Below are 17,503 nucleotides of genomic sequence, written 5' to 3' on the forward strand. Positions count from 1 at the left end.
GACTTACCTCTTTCCCCGCAAGACGATCGAGACCCACACCAGCACGCCTATGCCGGTCGCGGCCATCGATTCCAGGGTATCCGAAAACGGCAATTCGACGAGGCGCCGAAGCCCCTCCAGAAGGATGTTGGCAGCAGCGATGCAGACAACGCCGATGACAATGCTGCGCAGCGACAGCAAAGATCCGGTGCTTTGCGCTTCAGCCATCAACGTGGCTCCTTGCCGAAGACGCGGATGTATTCGGCGACGCCGCCCTTGGCGAGCGCCTTGGCCTGCTTGCCCCAGTCGTCGCGCTCGATGCGGCCCTGGAAAGCGAGATATCCATCCACCCAGTCGCGCTCGGCCTTATTCCAGGATGCGACCTGTGTGAAGGTGAAGATGCCAAGCGAATGAAGGATGCCCTCGATCTTCGGGCCAATGCCCGAGATCAGCTTGAGATCGTCGACCGCAGCCGGCCTGTCGATTCCGGCCGGACGGTTCTTGTCCTCGAGCGACGGCTTTGCGGGTCTGGCTGTCGGCGCCTTGACGGTCGGGGCCACCGGGGCGTTGGCCGCTGGCGCCTTGAATTCCGGAGCGATGAAGGCAGCTGCCGGCGTGGAGGTGGTCTTCGGGCCATTACGCTGCTTGGCGACCTTCTCGACTTCAGGCGCCGCGGTGTTGGCGTTGGCGGCCGAATGCAGGGGCGCCGGGACGCTCGCCGCTTTTTCCGCCGCCGGTGCAACCTTGGCCCTGGAGGGCGACTTCAACGCCGAGCTGGTTTCCGGCGCATCGGTTTTCGGTTTGCCGGCGTTGGATGGCGCGACCGGGGCGGCCGCTGCAGGAGCGGCAGGAGCCGGAACAGGCGCCGCAATGATTGCGTCGGGCGCCGCGTGGGCAGCCTTGCTCGCCGCCCTGGCTTCCTTGTCGCGCGTTGCTTTGAGGATCGCCTTTTCGCTCTTCAGCGTCGTCAGGCCAGGCGCCGGCTCCGAGCCGGTTCTGCCGTTTTGCGGTCCCGTGGGAACCGAGGCGCCCTTGCCCGCATCGTAAAGATCGATGATTTCGGCCAGCCGCTCGGGGGTGAGATCCTCGAACGTATCCTTGAAGACCATCACCATCGGCGCGTTGACGCAGGCGCCGAGGCATTCGACTTCCTCCCACGACAGTGTGCCCTTGTCGTTGGTGTGGAATTGGTCGTGATGGATTTTCGAGCGGCACACATCCATCAGCGCTTCCGAGCCGCGCAGCATGCAGGGCGTGGTGCCGCAGACCTGGATATGTGCGCGCGTGCCGACCGGATTGAGCTGGTACTGCGTGTAGAAGGTCGCGACTTCGAGGCCGCGAATGCGCGGCATGCCGAGCATGTCCGAAATCGTCTCGATCGCCGCCTTGGTGACCCAGCCTTCCTGCTCCTGCGCAATCATCAGCAAGGGAATGATCGCCGACTGCTCGCGGCCCTTCGGATATTTCTTGATCCATTGCTTCGCAACCGCCGCATTCGCCCGGTTGAAGGCGAAGGAGGCTGGCTGGACGCTTGCTTCTGCGAGACGGCGGACTGACATTTAGCGATCGGGCCCCTGCTCTGCTACGAGAGCTATTGCGGTTTCACATTCTTTCTGATGAGAAAACGGAATGCGTTCGGCAGATCGAGCAACACTCGCAAATCGCTCTGCGGGCAACATGTATTGCCACAGCCCCAGAACAGTTTGCCTTACTTGAGGCGAGATCCATGCCATGACCGCATCAGCGTCGATGTCATCGTCGAACAAGTGCTCGTAAAAAGCGACACCAGCCGCATTCCAAATCTGTTTGTTCGGGTGAACGGCAGCCCATTGGGCGAACCCGTGCATTCTACCCAGCTTGTCGACGTCATTGTCGCGGTGGGCAAGGCGCGTCTTGGGTAGCAGGGTAAAAAAGAAGTCATAGATCGAACAGTGCTGAGTCGAGTTGTAAGAAGCCTCTGCGAACTCGACCGGCAGCATGGCTTTTGCCAATTCGCGCCACCGCGGTAGGGCAGCGTCGGCATTCCCTCGAACACCGACCTGAGAGCGCACTGTAGGATTGGCTGCCGCCATCACCGATCAACCTCCCCGAAGACGATATCGAGGGAACCCAGGACGGCAGTGACGTCGGCCAGCATGTGGCCGCGGCAGAGGAAATCCATGGCTTGCAGATGCGCGAAGCCGGGCGCGCGCAGCTTGCAGCGATAGGGCTTGTTGGTGCCGTCGGAGACGAGATAGACACCGAACTCGCCCTTCGGCGCCTCGACGGCAGCATAGACCTCGCCGGCCGGCACGCGATAGCCCTCGGTGTAGAGCTTGAAATGATGGATCAGCGCTTCCATCGAGCGCTTCATCGCCTGGCGCTTCGGCGGCACCACCTTGCCGTCGAGGTTCGACACCGGCCCGGTGCTCTCCTTGCCGAGCAGAAGGTCGACGCACTGGCGCATGATTTTCGCCGACTGGCGCATCTCTTCCATGCGCACGAGATAACGGTCGTAGCAGTCGCCGTTCTTGCCGATCGGGATGTCGAAATCCATCTCGGAATAGCATTCATAAGGCTGCGACTTGCGCAAATCCCAGGCCGCACCCGAGCCGCGCACCATGACGCCGGAAAAGCCCCAGGCCCAGGCGTCGGCAAGCGACACGATACCGATATCGACATTGCGTTGCTTGAAGATGCGGTTGCCGGTAAGCAGCCTGTCGAGGTCGTCAAGCGACTTCAGGAACGGGTCGATCCACTTGCCGATGTCCTCGACCAGCTTCGCCGGCAGATCCTGGTGCACGCCGCCGGGACGGAAATAGGCCGCATGCATGCGCGAACCGGAAGCGCGCTCATAAAACACCATCAGCTTTTCGCGTTCGACGAAACCCCACAGCGGCGGCGTCAGCGCGCCGATATCCAGCGCCTGCGTCGTCACATTGAGGATGTGCGACATGATGCGGCTGAGCTCGGAATAGAGCACGCGGATCAACTGGCCGCGCTTCGGCACTTCGATGCCGAGCAACCGCTCGGTGGCGAGCGCGAAGGCATGCTCCTGGTTCATCGGTGCGCAATAGTCGAGCCGGTCGAGATAGGGCACTGCCTGCAGATAGGTTTTGTGCTCGATCAGCTTTTCGGTGCCGCGATGCAGCAAGCCGATATGCGGATCGACGCGGTCGACCACCTCGCCGTCAAGCTCCAGCACAAGACGCAAAACACCGTGCGCCGCAGGGTGCTGCGGTCCGAAGTTGATGTTAAAGTTGCGGACGGAGGTTTCAGCCATTCTGGCGCCTCTGGCGAAGAGTCAGTAGTGAGTAGTGAGTAGTGATCATCAATCTCAATGCCTGCTTCATTCCGCCTGCTTGGCCTGCACCGTTCGGATAAGAGATCTCATCATTTTTCCAATCTCTTCGCATCGCAGCGGCAGCTCAATCTCATTGTCTTTTCGCAGCAGGCCAACCCGACATGCCAGCAGTATGTGTGTCTCCAGTTCCTTCAACGAGCCTTGCGCCATGCGCAAAAATTGAACGAACGACCCTCTGTTCTCCCGACCGTATCCCTCCGCGACGTTCGCTGCGACCGAAACCGCCGATCGGCGCATCTGAGAGGTCATGCCGTAAATCTCATCCCTCGGAAACTCTTTGGTGAAACGGTAGCAATCCTCAGCAAGCGTCATCGCCGATTGCCACACCTTCAAGTCGCGATAAGATTCGATCCGTTGCTCCAAATCTTTTGCTACTGACTACTCACTACTTCCTACTCACTGTTTCGCCTTCTCATCGCCCGGCAGGACGTAGTCCGTCCCTTCCCATGGCGAGAGAAAATCGAAGTTCCTGAATTCCTGCTTCAATTCCACCGGCTCGTAGATCACGCGCTTGGCTTCGTCGTCGTAGCGCACCTCGACGAAACCGGTCAGCGGGAAGTCCTTGCGCAGGGGATGGCCCTCGAAACCGTAGTCCGTGAGGATGCGGCGCAGGTCCGGATGGCCGGAGAACAGCACGCCATAGAGATCGTAGGCCTCGCGCTCATACCAGTCGGCGCCGGGATAGACAGCGGTGAGCGACGGCACCAGCGTCTCTTCGTCGGCCTGCACCTTGATGCGGATGCGCAAATTCTGCTTCGGCGAAAGCAAATGATAGACGACATCGAAACGCTTGACGCGCGACGGGTAGTCGGCGCCGCAGATATCGATGATCGAAATGAACTGGCAGCCCGAATTGTCACGCAGGAAGCTTGTCACCTCGATCAGATTGTCTGTAGCAACCGAGATCGTCAGTTCGCCATAGGCAAGCACCGCATCGGTGACGCGGCCCGGCAGCTTTTCGCCGAGATAGGTCGACAGTTCGCTCAGGGATGCGGCCATGGGTCTACCGTTCGATCGTGCCGGTGCGGCGGATCTTCTTCTGCAGGAGAAGAATGCCGTAGAGCAGCGCTTCGGCGCTCGGCGGGCAGCCGGGCACATAGATGTCGACCGGCACGATGCGGTCGCAGCCGCGCACCACCGAATAGGAATAGTGATAATAGCCGCCGCCATTGGCGCAGGAGCCCATCGAGATGACGTAGCGCGGCTCCGGCATCTGGTCGTAGACCTTGCGCAAAGCGGGGGCCATCTTGTTGGTCAGCGTTCCCGCCACGATCATTATGTCCGACTGGCGCGGCGACGCGCGAGGAGCCACGCCAAACCGCTCCGAATCATAGCGCGGCATCGAGGTGTGGATCATCTCGACGGCACAGCAGGCGAGACCGAAGGTCATGAACATCAGCGAGCCGCTGCGTGCCCAGGTGATCAGCGCCTCGGTCGAGGTGACCAGAAAACCCTTGTCGGCCAGTTCATTGTTGATCTCGAGGAAGAACGGATCGTCGGAACCGACCGGACGTCCGGTATTGGGGTCGATCAGGCCTTTGGGCTTCGGCGCGACGAGCGTTCCGGAACTGTCGTTCAATCCCATTCCAGCGCTCCTTTTTTCCACTCATAGGCAAAGCCGATGGTCAGCACCGCCAAAAACACCATCATCGACCAGAAACCGAGCATGCCGATCTTCGAGAACGACACCGCCCACGGAAACAGGAAGGCCACTTCCAGATCGAAGATGATGAACAGGATCGACACCAGGTAGAAGCGGATGTCGAATTTCATCCGGGCATCGTCGAACGAGTTGAACCCGCACTCGTAGGCGGAAAGCTTCTCCGGATCGGGATTGCGATAAGCCACCAGGAACGGCGCGATGATAAGCGCCAGGCCTACAACTGCGGCCACGGCGATGAAGAGGACGATGGGCAGGTATGAACTGAGGAGTACGTTCATGCTCGGCTTTCCGTTGGCGGCCAATCCACTTTGATTACAGCAACCAACCCTAATGCGGAAGCGCGACAGTTTAACCGCTGAACCGTTTTAGGTGCCTTTGCTGCAACGCGGCGAGGGTTAGCGCACGGCTTTCAGCGAAGCAAGTCAAACCTTGTTCAAAAGACAGTGCTGGACGGCAGGCCGGGAAAAACTGGTCCGATCTCCTCCTGTTTGATTTCCTTCATCTTTCACTCCACTTTTGTCTCCTGACACATCTCCCGCCATTTGCCTGCTAGCATGACCGGAATCGCCGGCTAAAGTCGGGAAAATGGTTCGAGGCAAGACACTTTGACGAAGGACAAAATCTCACTCCCCGCGGCCAGGCGCATCGCGCTCGCCGCGCAAGGATTTCTCGATCCCCGCCCGGTCGGCACGCCCGATCGCCGCCACCTCGCCCGCGTGCTGTCGCGCACCGGCTTGCTGCAGATCGATTCCGTCAGCGCGGTGGTGCGCGCCCACTATATGCCGCTCTATTCGCGGCTTGGCCCCTACCCGCTGGCTTTGCTCGACAATGCGGCCATCACCCGCAAACGCACGGTGTTCGAATACTGGGCGCATGAGGCCTCGTTCCTGCCGGTCGAGACCTACCCGCTGATGCGCTGGCGCATGCAGCGGGCCGAGCAAGGCGACGAAATGTATCTCGGCCTCGCCAAATGGGGCCGCGAGCACGCCGCCTATATCGAAGAGATCTACCGCGCGGTCGCCGAGCGCGGCCCGATTGCCGCTTCGGCACTGGAAGGCCAGAAAGGTTCGGGCGGCTGGTGGGGCTGGAGCCACGCCAAGCACGCCTTCGAATGGCTCTTCTGGGCCGGACGCATCACCACGGCGCACCGCCGTGGCTTCGAACGCTTCTATGACCTGCCCGAGCGCGTGCTGCCGCAGGCGATCCTCGATCTGCCGGTGCCGGCCGCCGAGGACGCGCACCGCGAATTGCTGCGCATTTCTGCCCGCGCCCACGGCATCGCGACGTCGGGTGACCTGCGCGATTATTTCCGCTTGTCGCCGGCCGACATGAAGGGCCGGTTGGAGGAACTGGTCGAGATGGGCGAGTTGCTGCCGGTAAACGTCGAAGGTTGGGACAAGCCGGCTTACCTCTATAGGGACGCCCGCCTGCCGCGAAAGATCGAGGCCCGCGCCTTGCTGGCCCCCTTCGATCCGGTGGTCTTCGAGCGCGCGCGCACCGAGCGTCTCTTCGATTTCCGCTACCGCATCGAGATCTACACCCCGGCCGACAAGCGGCAATATGGCTATTACGTGCTGCCTTTCTTGCTCGGCGACAAGATCGTCGCCCGCGTCGACCTCAAGGCCGACCGGCCTGCGAGTGTCTTACGCGTCCACGCCGCCTATGCCGAAGCAGGCGCACCGCCTGAGACCACCGCACAGCTTTTCGAGGAACTAAAGGAGATGCAGGGCTGGCTTGGCCTTGAGCGCATCGAAGTGACGCCGGCCGGCAATCTGGGGCCGGCATTGGCTAGCGAGAGAGATGGCCAACCCTTGCAGCGTCTGTCATAGACGCCTCAATAAGCCTCGTAGGTTGTGCAATGGCATCGGACAAAGTGCTCGACATGATCCATGGCGCCCTCATTGCGCATGGAATAGATGCAGTCCGCAGAGATAGGGACGTCATGCTCCAATCGAAGCAGCTTCGGTTTGAGGCTGAGGTGTTCGAGACGAGTTCTGACCGGCTGGTCCTGGAAATCTACATTTTTTCTCCGCTGCTTGATGTTCAGCCGGTCATTGAATCCTTTGCTGACTTCGGCGACACGCGCGAACAGGAACTGAACCAGGCGTTTGAAAAGTTTCTCCGTGGTGTTTTCCATGTGGCCATTGAGGGACTGGCCGATCACGTCTGCGAGAACATGCAGGCCGAAATAGAGCTTTGGCAGCGAAGCAGCGCCAGTTGGAAGATCTGGCGAAAAGATGCCCGCTGGAAAATCTATAGCGGCCCGGTCATTTCCCAGGCCACAACCGAGCTATGCTCGCTGACACCAGGCTATCCAGCATTCTATGCCAAGCTGGAAAAGCTGTTCACAGCTTCGGTACCCCCCGGAAGCCATTTTGTCCGGACCTTTCTGGCAGGCTTGAAGGGCACGCTGATTAGTGCCGAAGTCCTTCTGGACAACGCGGTTTGGCATGAGGGACAGAATCTGGCTGTCGGTCATGACTGGGACTATAGCGATGGCTATCAAGCTATCCGACAGGTCATCCTGGCACTGCCGGAAGCCGGGACATGACAGCCCCTGCCGACATCGCCATGTCGTAGCCGTGCGTTGACACCGCTGCCTGCAAAAGCCTAAATCCGCTCCAGACGGTCCCCTGCCCGCAACGGCAAGGGCCAAGAGGGAATGCGGTGCGGGACGAAAAAATCCCAAATCCGCGGCTGTCCCCGCAACTGTAAGCGAAGAGCCAAGGCCGAAAGCCACTGGGTAACACCGGGAAGGCGGCTAACCAAGGCAATGACTCGCGAGCCAGGAGACCTGCCGTCTGAGACAAAGTATCCGATCGCCTGGCGGGTTTCCGGGCAAGGAGCACGGTTTTTGGACCAGAACAGCAGTTTTTCGGCTGGCACAACGGACATTGCGTCCGGCGACAACGACGCCCTGACCGGCGTGACCGTCATCGTCTGCGCCTCCTGCCGCGATGAGACCGGTTCCGACGCCCATCCGCGCGCCGGCGAATTGCTGGCTGAGGACACAGGCCGCGCCGCTGCCGGCGATATCCGGGTCCGCACCGCCGAATGTCTCGGCAATTGCAAGCGCCGCCTCAGCGCCGCGATCCTGCGCGATGGCTGCTGGAGCTATGTCTTCGGCGATCTGACCGCAACCAGCGGCGCCGACCTCGTTACCGGCGCAAAGCTCTTCGCGACTTCGGCCGACGGCCTCATCCCGTGGCGCGGCCGGCCCGATAGCCTCAAGCGCGGCCTCGTTGCCCGCATCCCACCCCTCGACATGCTGAAGGACTGACGATGAACGCTTCAAACCCGGCCGCCAACCTCTCCCGTGTTCCCTGCACTGTCGTTACAGGCTTCCTCGGCGCCGGCAAGACGACGCTGGTCCGCCATCTCCTGGAAAATGCCGGCGGCAAGCGCATCGCCATCATCGTCAACGAGTTCGGCGACATCGGCATCGACGGGGAAATCCTGAAAGGCTGCGGCATCGACACCTGCCCCGAGGAAAACATCGTCGAACTGGCCAATGGCTGCATCTGCTGTACAGTCGCCGACGATTTCGTGCCCGCCCTCGACAAGATCCTCGCGCTGACACCGAAGGTTGACCACATCCTGATCGAGACCTCGGGCCTGGCTCTGCCCAAGCCGCTGGTCCAGGCGTTCCAGTGGCCGAGCGTGAAGAGCCGGGTAACCGTCGACGGTGTCATCGCCGTGGTAGACGGCCCGGCGCTGGCCGAAGGCCGCGTCGCCAACGACATGGACGCTTTGCAGGCACAGCGCGCTCAGGACGAGACGCTCGACCATGACGATCCTGTCGAAGAAGTGTTCGAGGACCAGATCGCCTGCGCCGATTTGATCATCCTGTCGAAGAGCGATCTGATGGACGCCCCCGGTTCGGCCCGCGCCAACGCCATCATCAATGAACATTCCGCCCGCGCGGTAAAAATCGTGCCGACTGCGCATGGCAAGGTCGACCCGTCGGTGCTGCTTGGCCTCGGTCTCGCCGTCGAAGACGACATCGAGAACCGCAAGTCGCATCACGACGGCGCTTTCGATCATGAGCATGACGATTTCGACACCTTCATCGTCGACATCCCCTCGATCGCCAATCCCGACGACCTGGCCAAGCGCGTCGCCACCGCCGCCGAACAGGAAAACGTGTTGCGTGTAAAAGGCTTCGTCGATGTCGGCGGCAAGCCGATGCGGCTTTTGCTGCAGGCCGTCGGCCCGCGCGTCAATCATTACTATGACCGCGCCTGGGCGGCTGAGGACGACCGCCGCTCGCGTCTTGTCGTCATTGGCCTGAAAGGACTGAACCGCCCGGCGATCGAGCGTATACTCGCCGGCTGATCCAAACCACGAGCCGAAATGCATATACTCACCACCACATCCGCCTCGCTCGACGATCTCGCCGAGCCCGTCGATCTCGGGCAGACGCCGGCGGATATCGTGGCGCTGTCCTTCACCGACAGCGACCTCGCCGGCCTCGCGGCGGCGTGGAAGGCCGATGCCGCCCGCCTGCCGTCGATGCGGCTGGCGGCGCTGCGCGACCTGCGCCATCCCATGTCCGTGGACCTCTGGATCGACAGCGTCGCCCGCCACGCCAAGGTGATTTTGGTGCGCATCCTCGGCGGCTACGACTGGTGGCGCTATGGCTGCGACCAGCTTGCCGCGACTGCCCGTGCGAACGGCATCAAGCTGGCGCTGCTGCCGGGCGAGAGCCACGACGAGGATCTCAGGCTGATCGAAGCCTCGACGCTGCCGCGCGAGGATCTGGACGTCCTGCTTGGTTATTTCCGCGAGGGCGGACCGGAGAATATGGCAGCACTGATGCAGCGGCTGGCGGGGTTGGCTGGGCAGGATGCGGCGGCGGCTGAGCCGGTCAGCGTGCCGAAAGCTGGTTACTACGAGCCTGGCCGCGGCGTCGTAGGCAAGTTGGATTTTGCCGATGTCGGCGTTCCTTCACACCCCCCTCTGTCCTGCCGGACATCTCCCCCGCAAGGGGGGAGATCAGCCGGCGCGGACCTCGGCACTTTTTCTGCCCAGCCGATAATAGATTCCTCTGCAACATCCCCGATTGGCGAAAGCGTCGATGAGAGCACAATCTCCCCCCTTGCGGGGGAGATGTCCGGCAGGACAGAGGGGGGTGGGCGGGAACTCGGCGCAGACAACATCAACTCTCCCATCATCCCCATCCTCTTCTACCGCTCGATGCTGCTGGCCGCCGATGTCGCGCCAATCGATGCCCTCTTTGATGCACTCCGCCAGCGCGGCATGAGACCGGTCCCGATCTTCGTCTCCAGCCTCAAAGACCCGACCTCCCTGGCCTTCGTCGAAACCGCACTGGCCTCGCTCAACCCCGCCGCCATCATCACCGCAACCGCCTTCGCCTCCGGCGCCGAACCCGGCGTCCAAACCCTGTTCGACCGCGCCGGCGTGCCGGTCTTCCAGGTCATCGTCGCCACCACCCGCCGCGACGTCTGGGACAACAACCAGCGCGGCCTGGCGCCCGCCGACCTCGCCATGCATGTCGTGCTGCCCGAACTCGACGGCCGTATCCTTGCCGGCGCGATTTCCTTCAAGGGCGAGAGCGAGACCGACCCGGCGCTCGGCCACCGCGCTTTCGCCAACCGCCCGGAACCGGATCGCGTGGCGCAAGTGGCGGACAGGCTAGCGGCGTTCACACGGTTGCAGCAGACGCCCCGCGCGACGCGTAAGTTGGCGATCCTCATTCCGGACTATCCGAGCGCGCCCGGCCGCACTGGCTATGCAGTGGGCCTGGATGTGCCGTCCAGCGTGCTGGCCATGCTGCATGACCTGAAGGAGCAGGGCTATCGCGTTGACGGGATTCCAGAAACGCCGCGTGCGCTGCTGGATGCGTTGGGGCGGAGCGATGGTGGGCTGGGGCTGGATGAGTATCTGGACTTCTCAAAGGATTTGCCGGCTGAGGCACTGGCTGCAGTCGAGGCGGCATGGGGCGCTCCTTCACCCTCCCCCTTGTGGGGAGGGTCGGTTCGCGACATTCGCGAAGCGGATAGCGCGAAACGGGGTGGGGGTAGCGGTGCACCACCCCCACCCGGCGCTGCGGGCCACCCTCCCCACAAGGGGGAGGGTAAGAGCGGCTTCCCCTTCCGCGCCGCCACCTTCGGCAACATCACTGTCGCTCTCGCCCCCGACCGTGGCCGCTCGGCCGACCGCCGCGCCGATTACCACGACCCGACGCTCCCTCCCCGCCACAACCTCATCGCCTTCGGCCTGTGGCTGCGCAAATCGCTCCGCATCCATGCTCTCATCCATGTCGGCGCTCATGGCACGCTGGAATGGCTGCCCGGCAAGACGGTAGCGCTCTCACAAAACTGCTTCCCCGAGATCGTCACCGGCTCGTTGCCCGTCATTTACCCCTTCATCGTCTCCAATCCCGGCGAAGCGGCGCAGGCGAAGCGGCGTATCGCCGCCGTCACGCTTGGCCATCTGCCGCCGCCGTTGACCGGTGCCGGCCTCGACGAAGGGCAGCACAAGCTCGAACGCCTCGTCGACGAATACGCCCAGGCCGACGGCCTCGACCGCCGCCGCCGCGATCGTCTGGCCAAGCTGATCGTCGACACGGCGCAAAAGACCGGCTTCGCCTCCGAAGCCGGCGTCGCCGGAACCGATGCGCCCGACGAGGCGCTGCGCCGCATCGACGCCTGGCTCTGCGACCTCAAGGATTTCGCCATCAAGGACGGCCTGCACATCTATGGCCGCGCTCCCGACGACGAGCCCGACGCCATGCGCGTGCAAAGCGCGGAGGCCGAGAAAGCAGCACTTCTTGCCGCGCTCGACGGCCGTCACATCAAGGCGGGTCCGGCGGGCGCACCGGCGCGTGGCCGCTCCGACGTGCTGCCCACCGGCCGCAACCTGTTCACCTCCGACCCGCGCACCATGCCGACGCCGACCGCCTACGATCTGGGAAAGGCGGCGGCAGAAGAAGTCGTGCGCGGCTATATGCAGTCGCATGGCGACTGGCCGCGCTCGCTGGTCATCGACCTCTGGGGCTCGGCCTCGCTGCGCACTGGCGGCGAGGAGATCGCGCAAGGCCTGGCGCTGATGGGCTGCCGGCCGCAATGGGACAGTGCCACCGGCCGCATCACCGGCATCGAAGTGCTGCCGCCGGCCACGCTCGGTCGCCCGCGCGTCGATGTCACCTGGCGGATTTCGGGTCTGTTCCGCGACATGTTCCCGACCCAGATCGCGCTGATCGACGCCGCCGCCAACGCCGTAGCCGCGCGCGACGAGGACGATTCGGAAAACCCGCTCGCCGCCAGAACCCGCGCCGATGGCAAGATCGGCCCGCGCATCTTCGGCACCTCGCCCGGCACCTACGGCGCCGGCGTCGAGGACCTGCTGTCCAGCGGCGACTGGGTCGGGCGCGAAGAAATCGGCCGCGCCTATCTCGATGCGACATCGCATGCCTATGGCGGCGCCGAGGGCGAAGGCATTGCCTCCCCCGGCGCTTTCGAGACCCGCATCGCCGAGGCCGATCTGCTCGTCCACACCGGCGACGATCCCGGCCGCGACATTCTCGAGGGCTCCGCCGACGTCGCCTTCATCGGCGGCTTTTCGGCTGCACTTGCGACGCTCGGCCGAAATGCCGACGTCATCGTGCTCGACACCACCGACCCGCACAAGCCGAAGCCGCGCTCGGTCGGCGAGGCTGTGTCGCGGGTTGTGCGGGCGCGAGCCGTCAATGCGCGTTTCATCGCCGGCCAGATGCGGCACGGCCCGCGCGGCGCCTCCGAATTCGCCGAAACGGTCGACCGCCTCATCGGCTTCGCTGAAACCACGCACGCCATTTCAGGCGCGCTGATCGAGGCCGTGCATGATGCCTATGTCGGTGATCCCGATGTCCGCGCCTTCATCCTGCGCGAAAACCCGGCCGCAGCCAAAGTCATCGCCGAACGCTTCCTGTCGGCGCGCCGGCGTGGTCTCTGGCATCCCTTGCGCAACGCGATCGACGACGATCTCGCGGCGTTGATCGCCGAGGCCGAGGCGCTCGGGGTCGCGGCATGAACGCCTTCTCGCGCCGCGGCGCCTGTCCGGCTCTCTCGGCGCCGATGCAGACCGGCGATGGCCTGCTGGTGCGGCTCAACCCGGTTGCTGGAGGGCTTTCCCCCAAGTCGCTGATCGGACTCTGCGAATCCGCCTTGAAGCGCGGCAACGGCATCATGGAAGTGACCGCACGAGGCAGCCTGCAGATACGCGGCCTGACGGCGGAAAGTGCGGTGCTGTTGGCGGCGGAGGTCGATGCACTGGGGATTGCAGTGCGTACCGGCGTGCCGGTCGAGACCGGGCCGCTGGCCGGCATCGATCCGCGGGAGATTGCCGATCCGCGATCTTTGGCTGAGCGGGTCAGGGCTGCGGTCGAGGAAGCTGGGCTGACGCCAAGGCTCGGGCCGAAGGTTTCGGTGGTTGTCGATGGCGACGGGCAGTTGACGATGGATGGGGTGACGGCCGATGTCAGGCTGAAGGCGGTGCGGGACGGCGCTAGCGTTCTGTGGACTGTATCTGTCGCTGTTGACGGTCAAAGCGCGAGGCCGCTTGCGACGGCCGATGAGGATGCAGCGCGCGATATTGCGGTTGCTGCGCTGAGGATGGTTGCCGAGAAGGGGCGTGACGCACATTCTCGGGATTTGTCGGAGAGGCAATTGGCCTCTCTCGCAAGCTGGCATTCCCTCGCGCCCCCCTCTGTCCTGCCGGACATCTCCCCCACAAGGGGGGAGATCAGCAGGGTCGCCGGCGGCTCTCCACTTTCGACGCTGAAAATTGGCGAAATCGCCCACGAAGACGCAATCTCCCCCCTTGAGGGGGAGATGTCCGGCAGGACGGAGGGGGGTGTGCAGGATCGCCGGCCTATCGGTCTTTTCCCCTTATCCAACGACACCACCGCTCTCGGCATAGCCCTCCCCTATGGCAGCATGCCGGCCGAAAAACTCATCGCCCTCGCCCAAAGCGCCCTGTCCCTCGGCGTCGCCGAAATCCGCCTCGCCCCCGGCCGCGCCTTGCTTTTCCTCGGCCAACCATCGTCCGCAAACCACCTCCTGCAGGCCACCGCCACCGCGCTCGGCTTCGTCACCACCGCCGCCGACCCGCGCACCCGCATCGCCGCCTGCCCCGGCACCCCTGCGTGTGCCTCCGGCCGCATCGCCACGCGCGACATCGCCGAGACAATCGCCGCCGAAAACGCTGATATCCTCGACTTCACACTGCACATTTCCGGCTGCGCCAAGGGCTGCGCTCACCCCGGCTCTGCCGCGCTAACAATCGTCGGCGGCGAAAACGGAGCCGGACTTGTCGTGAACGCGACGGCAAAGGCCCTTCCTGCGGGCTACAGGCCGGGCTATGACGCCGCGCGCGGCATCGGTCGCGTCGCAGCGATGGTCCGCAGCGCTCAATATCCAGGTGAAACCGCCGCCGCCTGCCTGACAAGGCTCGGACCGGCGGCAATCGCCGAAAGCTACCGACAGGAATAAGCATGGCCGCCTACGATTACATCCATGACGGCAACGCCATCTATGAGCGCTCTTTTGCCATCATCCGCGCCGAGGCCGATTTGTCCCGCTTTTCCGAGGCCGAGGCCGACATTGCCATCCGCATGATCCATGCCTGCGGCCAGGTCGAAGCATCAAGTCATTTTGTTTTCTCCAGCGATTTCGTTGCCGCCGCCCGCAGCGCCTTGACGGCCGGCGCACCGATCTTCTGCGACGCCGAAATGGTCTCGCATGGCGTCACCCGCGCCCGGTTGCCGGCCGGCAACGAGGTGATCTGCACCTTGCGCGACCCGCGCACGCACGACATCGCCAAGCAGATCGGCAACACCCGCTCGGCCGCGGCAATCGATCTGTGGGGCGAGCGTATGGCCGGTTCGGTGGTCGCCATAGGCAATGCGCCGACGGCACTGTTCTATCTCCTGGAAAAATTGCGCGACGGCGCGCCGAAGCCGGCGGCGATCATCGGCATGCCGGTCGGCTTCGTCGGGGCCGCCGAATCCAAGGATGCGCTGGTGCAGAATTCCTATGGCGTGCCCTACGCCATCGTGCGCGGCAGGCTTGGCGGCAGCGCCATGACTGCAGCCGCGCTCAATTCGCTGGCGAGGCCCGGCCTGTGAACGCAGCTGTCAAAGAAGATCTGGCAAAAGGCCGCCTCGTCGGCGTCGGCACCGGTCCCGGCGATCCCGAACTCTTGACGCTGAAAGCCGCGCGCGTCCTGGCCGAGGCCGATGTCGTTGCCTATTTCGCCAAGCGCGGCAACAATAGCAACGCGCGCGCCATCGTCGAGGCGCGTTTCCGGCCGGATATGCTGGAACTGCCGCTTCTCTATCCCGTCACCACCGAGATCGACAAGGATCACGACGACTACCGTTCGCAGATCACCGATTTCTACGAGGAGTCGGCCGAGAAGGTCGCCGAACACCTCGAAGCCGGCCGCATGGTCGCCGTGCTCTCCGAAGGCGACCCGCTGTTCTACGGCTCCTACATGCACCTGCATGTCCGCCTCGCCCATCGCTTCCCGACCGAAGTCATCCCCGGCGTCACCGCCATGTCGGGCTGCTGGTCGCAGACCGGCGTGCCGATCGTCCAGGGCGACGATGTCCTGACGGTTTTGCCCGGCACGATGAGCGAGTTCGAGCTGACACGCCGTCTCGCCGACACGGATGCCGCCGTCATCATGAAGGTCGGCCGCAACCTGCCCAAGATCAGGCGGGCGCTGGAAGCCACCGGCAAACTGACCCGCGCCGTCTATGTCGAGCGCGGCACCATGGCCGGCAGCGTTTCGTTGAAGCTCGCCGACAAGCCGGACGACAAGGCCCCCTATTTCGCCATCGTGCTGGTCGCCGGCTGGTCCGGCCGGCCTGGCGTTATGGGAGGCACGCCGTGAGCGGCCGGCTCACCGTCATCGGCCTTGGGCCCGGCAATGCCGACCAGGTGACGCCGCAAGCCAGCCGCGCCGTCGCCGAGGCAAAGTTCTTCTATGGCTACAAGCCGTATCTCGACCGGCTTGATCTTCGCCCGGATCAAACCCGCGTCGCCTCGGATAATCGCGAGGAACTCGCCCGCTCCAAGGACGCGCTGGTAAAGGCGGCGGACGGCCATGACGTCGCCGTCGTCTCCGGCGGCGATCCCGGCGTGTTCGCCATGGCGGCCGCCGTCTGCGAGGCGATCGAGGCCGGTCCGGCCGAATGGCGCACCGTCGATGTCACTGTCGTGCCCGGCGTCACCGCCATGCTGGCGGTTGCCGCCCGCATCGGCGCGCCGCTCGGCCATGATTTCTGCGCCATCTCGCTGTCCGACAATCTGAAGCCGTGGGACTTGATCGAACTGCGCCTCCTGGCGGCGGCCGGCGCCGGCTTCGTCATCGCGCTCTATAACCCGATCAGCAAGGCGCGCCCTTGGCAGCTCGGCCGTGCCTTCGAATGCCTGGCCGCCATCCTGCCCGGCACCACGCCGGTCATCTTCGGCCGCGCCGCCGGCCGCCCGGACGAGCGCATCGAGGTCTTTTTGCTGGCCGATGTCGACGCGCAAAAAGCCGACATGGCGACCTGCATCATCATCGGTTCGCCGGAAACACGGATCATCAAGCGCGGCGACAAACCGGCGCTGGTCTACACGCCGCGCTCCGCGACGGGGTCGAGACCATGATCGATCATCGCGGCCAATGCTTCGACAGTTTCGGCCGACGGCACCTCCGGCAGGATGGGCCTGCGCACCATCACCACCTCGATACCGAGCGCCCGCGCCGCCGCGATCTTGCCGTAGGTCGCCTCACCGCCGCTGTTCTTGGACACGACACCATCGATGCGGTGCTCCTCGAGCAGTGCGCGTTCATCCGCCTCGCGAAACGGCCCGCGCGCCAGAAGGTAGGTCGCATCCGGCACCGCCAGTTTCGGCTCGACCGGATCGACGCTGCGGATGAGGTAGTGATGCTGCGGCGCCGCCTCGAAAGCCGCGACCTCTTGCCGGCCGAGCGCCAGGAAGGCGCGGCGCGGCGTCGATCCAAGCGCGTGCACCGCATCGCCTGTCGTATCGACCTGCGTCCAGCGGTCGCCGTCGACAGGCTTCCAGCCGGGACGGCGCAGCGCCAGGATCGGCACACCGGTCAGGCGCGAGGCTTGCGCCGCATTGGCGGATATCTGCGCCGCATAGGGATGTGTGGCGTCGATCAGCAGGTCGATGCCCGCCTCCCTGAGATAGGCGGCCAGCCCGTCGGCGCCGCCAAATCCGCCGCTGCGCACCGGCACGCCTTGCGCGACCGGGCTTTCGGTGCGGCCGGCCAGCGACAGGGTGACACGGAAATCTTCCACCAGTTTTTCGGCCAATTGGCGCGCTTCTGTCGTGCCGCCAAGGATCAGAATCTTCTTCATGAGCACCATGTTGAACAGCGTCGGCGCTGCCCCTCACCCCTACCCTCTCCCCGTGAAGAACGGGGAGAGGGAGGCGTCAGAGCCGGAGCTTCTCCCTTCTCCCCGTCACTACACGGGGAGAAGGTGCCGGCAGGCG

Annotated in this window: 18 protein-coding genes and 1 riboswitch; of the genes, 9 read left to right on the forward strand and 9 right to left on the reverse strand. The window is 63.9% G+C overall.

The genetic code is table 11. The features are described 5' to 3' along the window. Positions 1-3: 3 nt before the first annotated feature. The 8 genes from ACYG9Z_RS03375 to ACYG9Z_RS03410 all read right to left on the reverse strand — a co-directional run bounded on the left by ACYG9Z_RS03375 (position 4) and on the right by ACYG9Z_RS03410 (position 5,263). The gene (locus ACYG9Z_RS03375; RefSeq protein ID WP_023670820.1) at positions 4-207 is read right to left on the reverse strand and encodes a hypothetical protein; all 204 of its coding nucleotides are present in this window, start codon (positions 205-207) and stop codon (positions 4-6) included. Further along, on the reverse strand, positions 207-1,538 hold the full coding sequence (locus tag ACYG9Z_RS03380) for an NADH-quinone oxidoreductase subunit E (RefSeq protein WP_023670821.1): 1,332 nt from the start codon (positions 1,536-1,538) through the stop codon (positions 207-209). Before ACYG9Z_RS03380 ends, ACYG9Z_RS03375 begins: the two co-directional genes overlap by 1 nt. Further along, positions 1,539-2,051, reverse strand: coding sequence for a DUF7674 family protein (locus ACYG9Z_RS03385; protein ID WP_023700376.1), 513 nt, complete (start codon positions 2,049-2,051; stop codon positions 1,539-1,541). Further along, complete coding sequence (locus tag ACYG9Z_RS03390; RefSeq protein WP_023685196.1) at positions 2,051-3,241, reverse strand: NADH-quinone oxidoreductase subunit D; 1,191 nt, start codon at positions 3,239-3,241, stop codon at positions 2,051-2,053. The genes ACYG9Z_RS03385 and ACYG9Z_RS03390 overlap by 1 nt, the downstream gene beginning before the upstream one ends. Before the next feature lie 66 nt (positions 3,242-3,307). Further along, positions 3,308-3,685 (reverse strand): four helix bundle protein, encoded by a 378-nt coding sequence (locus ACYG9Z_RS03395; protein WP_031196361.1) that lies wholly within the window; start codon positions 3,683-3,685, stop codon positions 3,308-3,310. A 33-nt stretch (positions 3,686-3,718) separates the two neighbouring features. After that, positions 3,719-4,321, reverse strand: coding sequence for an NADH-quinone oxidoreductase subunit C (locus ACYG9Z_RS03400; protein WP_023685194.1), 603 nt, complete (start codon positions 4,319-4,321; stop codon positions 3,719-3,721). A gap of 4 nt (positions 4,322-4,325) precedes the next feature. After that, complete coding sequence (locus tag ACYG9Z_RS03405; RefSeq protein ID WP_023670824.1) at positions 4,326-4,907, reverse strand: NuoB/complex I 20 kDa subunit family protein; 582 nt, start codon at positions 4,905-4,907, stop codon at positions 4,326-4,328. After that, complete coding sequence (locus ACYG9Z_RS03410; protein ID WP_023670825.1) at positions 4,898-5,263, reverse strand: NADH-quinone oxidoreductase subunit A; 366 nt, start codon at positions 5,261-5,263, stop codon at positions 4,898-4,900. The genes ACYG9Z_RS03405 and ACYG9Z_RS03410 overlap by 10 nt, the downstream gene beginning before the upstream one ends. A 327-nt stretch (positions 5,264-5,590) precedes the next feature. On the opposite strand from ACYG9Z_RS03410, the gene ACYG9Z_RS03415 reads away from it, so the two are divergent. The 9 genes from ACYG9Z_RS03415 to ACYG9Z_RS03455 all read left to right on the forward strand — a co-directional run bounded on the left by ACYG9Z_RS03415 (position 5,591) and on the right by ACYG9Z_RS03455 (position 16,645). Next, positions 5,591-6,814, forward strand: coding sequence for a winged helix-turn-helix domain-containing protein (locus ACYG9Z_RS03415; protein WP_286438805.1), 1,224 nt, complete (start codon positions 5,591-5,593; stop codon positions 6,812-6,814). A gap of 29 nt (positions 6,815-6,843) precedes the next feature. Beyond that, a complete protein-coding gene (locus tag ACYG9Z_RS03420; protein ID WP_023751643.1) occupies positions 6,844-7,536 on the forward strand; it encodes a DUF6348 family protein in 693 nt (230 codons plus the stop codon). A 58-nt stretch (positions 7,537-7,594) separates the two neighbouring features. Further along, positions 7,595-7,801, forward strand: a riboswitch (cobalamin riboswitch). Positions 7,802-7,839: 38 nt separating this feature from the next. Next, positions 7,840-8,265 carry a DUF1636 family protein gene (locus ACYG9Z_RS03425; RefSeq protein WP_023685191.1) on the forward strand — a complete coding sequence of 142 codons (426 nt, stop codon included), beginning with the start codon at positions 7,840-7,842 and terminating at the stop codon, positions 8,263-8,265. A gap of 2 nt (positions 8,266-8,267) precedes the next feature. Beyond that, a complete protein-coding gene (gene cobW, locus ACYG9Z_RS03430) occupies positions 8,268-9,320 on the forward strand; it encodes a cobalamin biosynthesis protein CobW (RefSeq protein ID WP_023698338.1) in 1,053 nt (350 codons plus the stop codon). An 18-nt stretch (positions 9,321-9,338) separates the two neighbouring features. Then, entirely contained in the window at positions 9,339-13,019 is a 3,681-nt protein-coding gene (cobN, locus tag ACYG9Z_RS03435) for a cobaltochelatase subunit CobN (RefSeq protein ID WP_352673996.1), read from the forward strand. Next, positions 13,016-14,479 (forward strand): precorrin-3B synthase, encoded by a 1,464-nt coding sequence (gene cobG, locus ACYG9Z_RS03440; RefSeq protein WP_023739147.1) that lies wholly within the window; start codon positions 13,016-13,018, stop codon positions 14,477-14,479. The genes cobN and cobG overlap by 4 nt, the downstream gene beginning before the upstream one ends. 2 nt (positions 14,480-14,481) lie before the next feature. Further along, a complete protein-coding gene (locus ACYG9Z_RS03445) occupies positions 14,482-15,114 on the forward strand; it encodes a precorrin-8X methylmutase (RefSeq protein ID WP_023739148.1) in 633 nt (210 codons plus the stop codon). Then, positions 15,111-15,884 (forward strand): precorrin-2 C(20)-methyltransferase, encoded by a 774-nt coding sequence (locus tag ACYG9Z_RS03450; RefSeq protein WP_031199068.1) that lies wholly within the window; start codon positions 15,111-15,113, stop codon positions 15,882-15,884. The genes ACYG9Z_RS03445 and ACYG9Z_RS03450 overlap by 4 nt, the downstream gene beginning before the upstream one ends. After that, positions 15,881-16,645, forward strand: a complete 765-nt coding sequence (locus ACYG9Z_RS03455) for a precorrin-3B C(17)-methyltransferase (protein WP_023700382.1) — start codon at positions 15,881-15,883, stop codon at positions 16,643-16,645. The genes ACYG9Z_RS03450 and ACYG9Z_RS03455 overlap by 4 nt, the downstream gene beginning before the upstream one ends. Here ACYG9Z_RS03455 and ACYG9Z_RS03460 read toward each other — a convergent pair. Continuing rightward, complete coding sequence (locus ACYG9Z_RS03460) at positions 16,609-17,367, reverse strand: cobalt-precorrin-6A reductase (protein WP_032903654.1); 759 nt, start codon at positions 17,365-17,367, stop codon at positions 16,609-16,611. The two genes, ACYG9Z_RS03455 and ACYG9Z_RS03460, sit on opposite strands and share 37 nt — an antisense overlap. Positions 17,368-17,503: the final 136 nt, after the last annotated feature.

This window comes from Mesorhizobium sp. RSR380A (assembly GCF_054719385.1).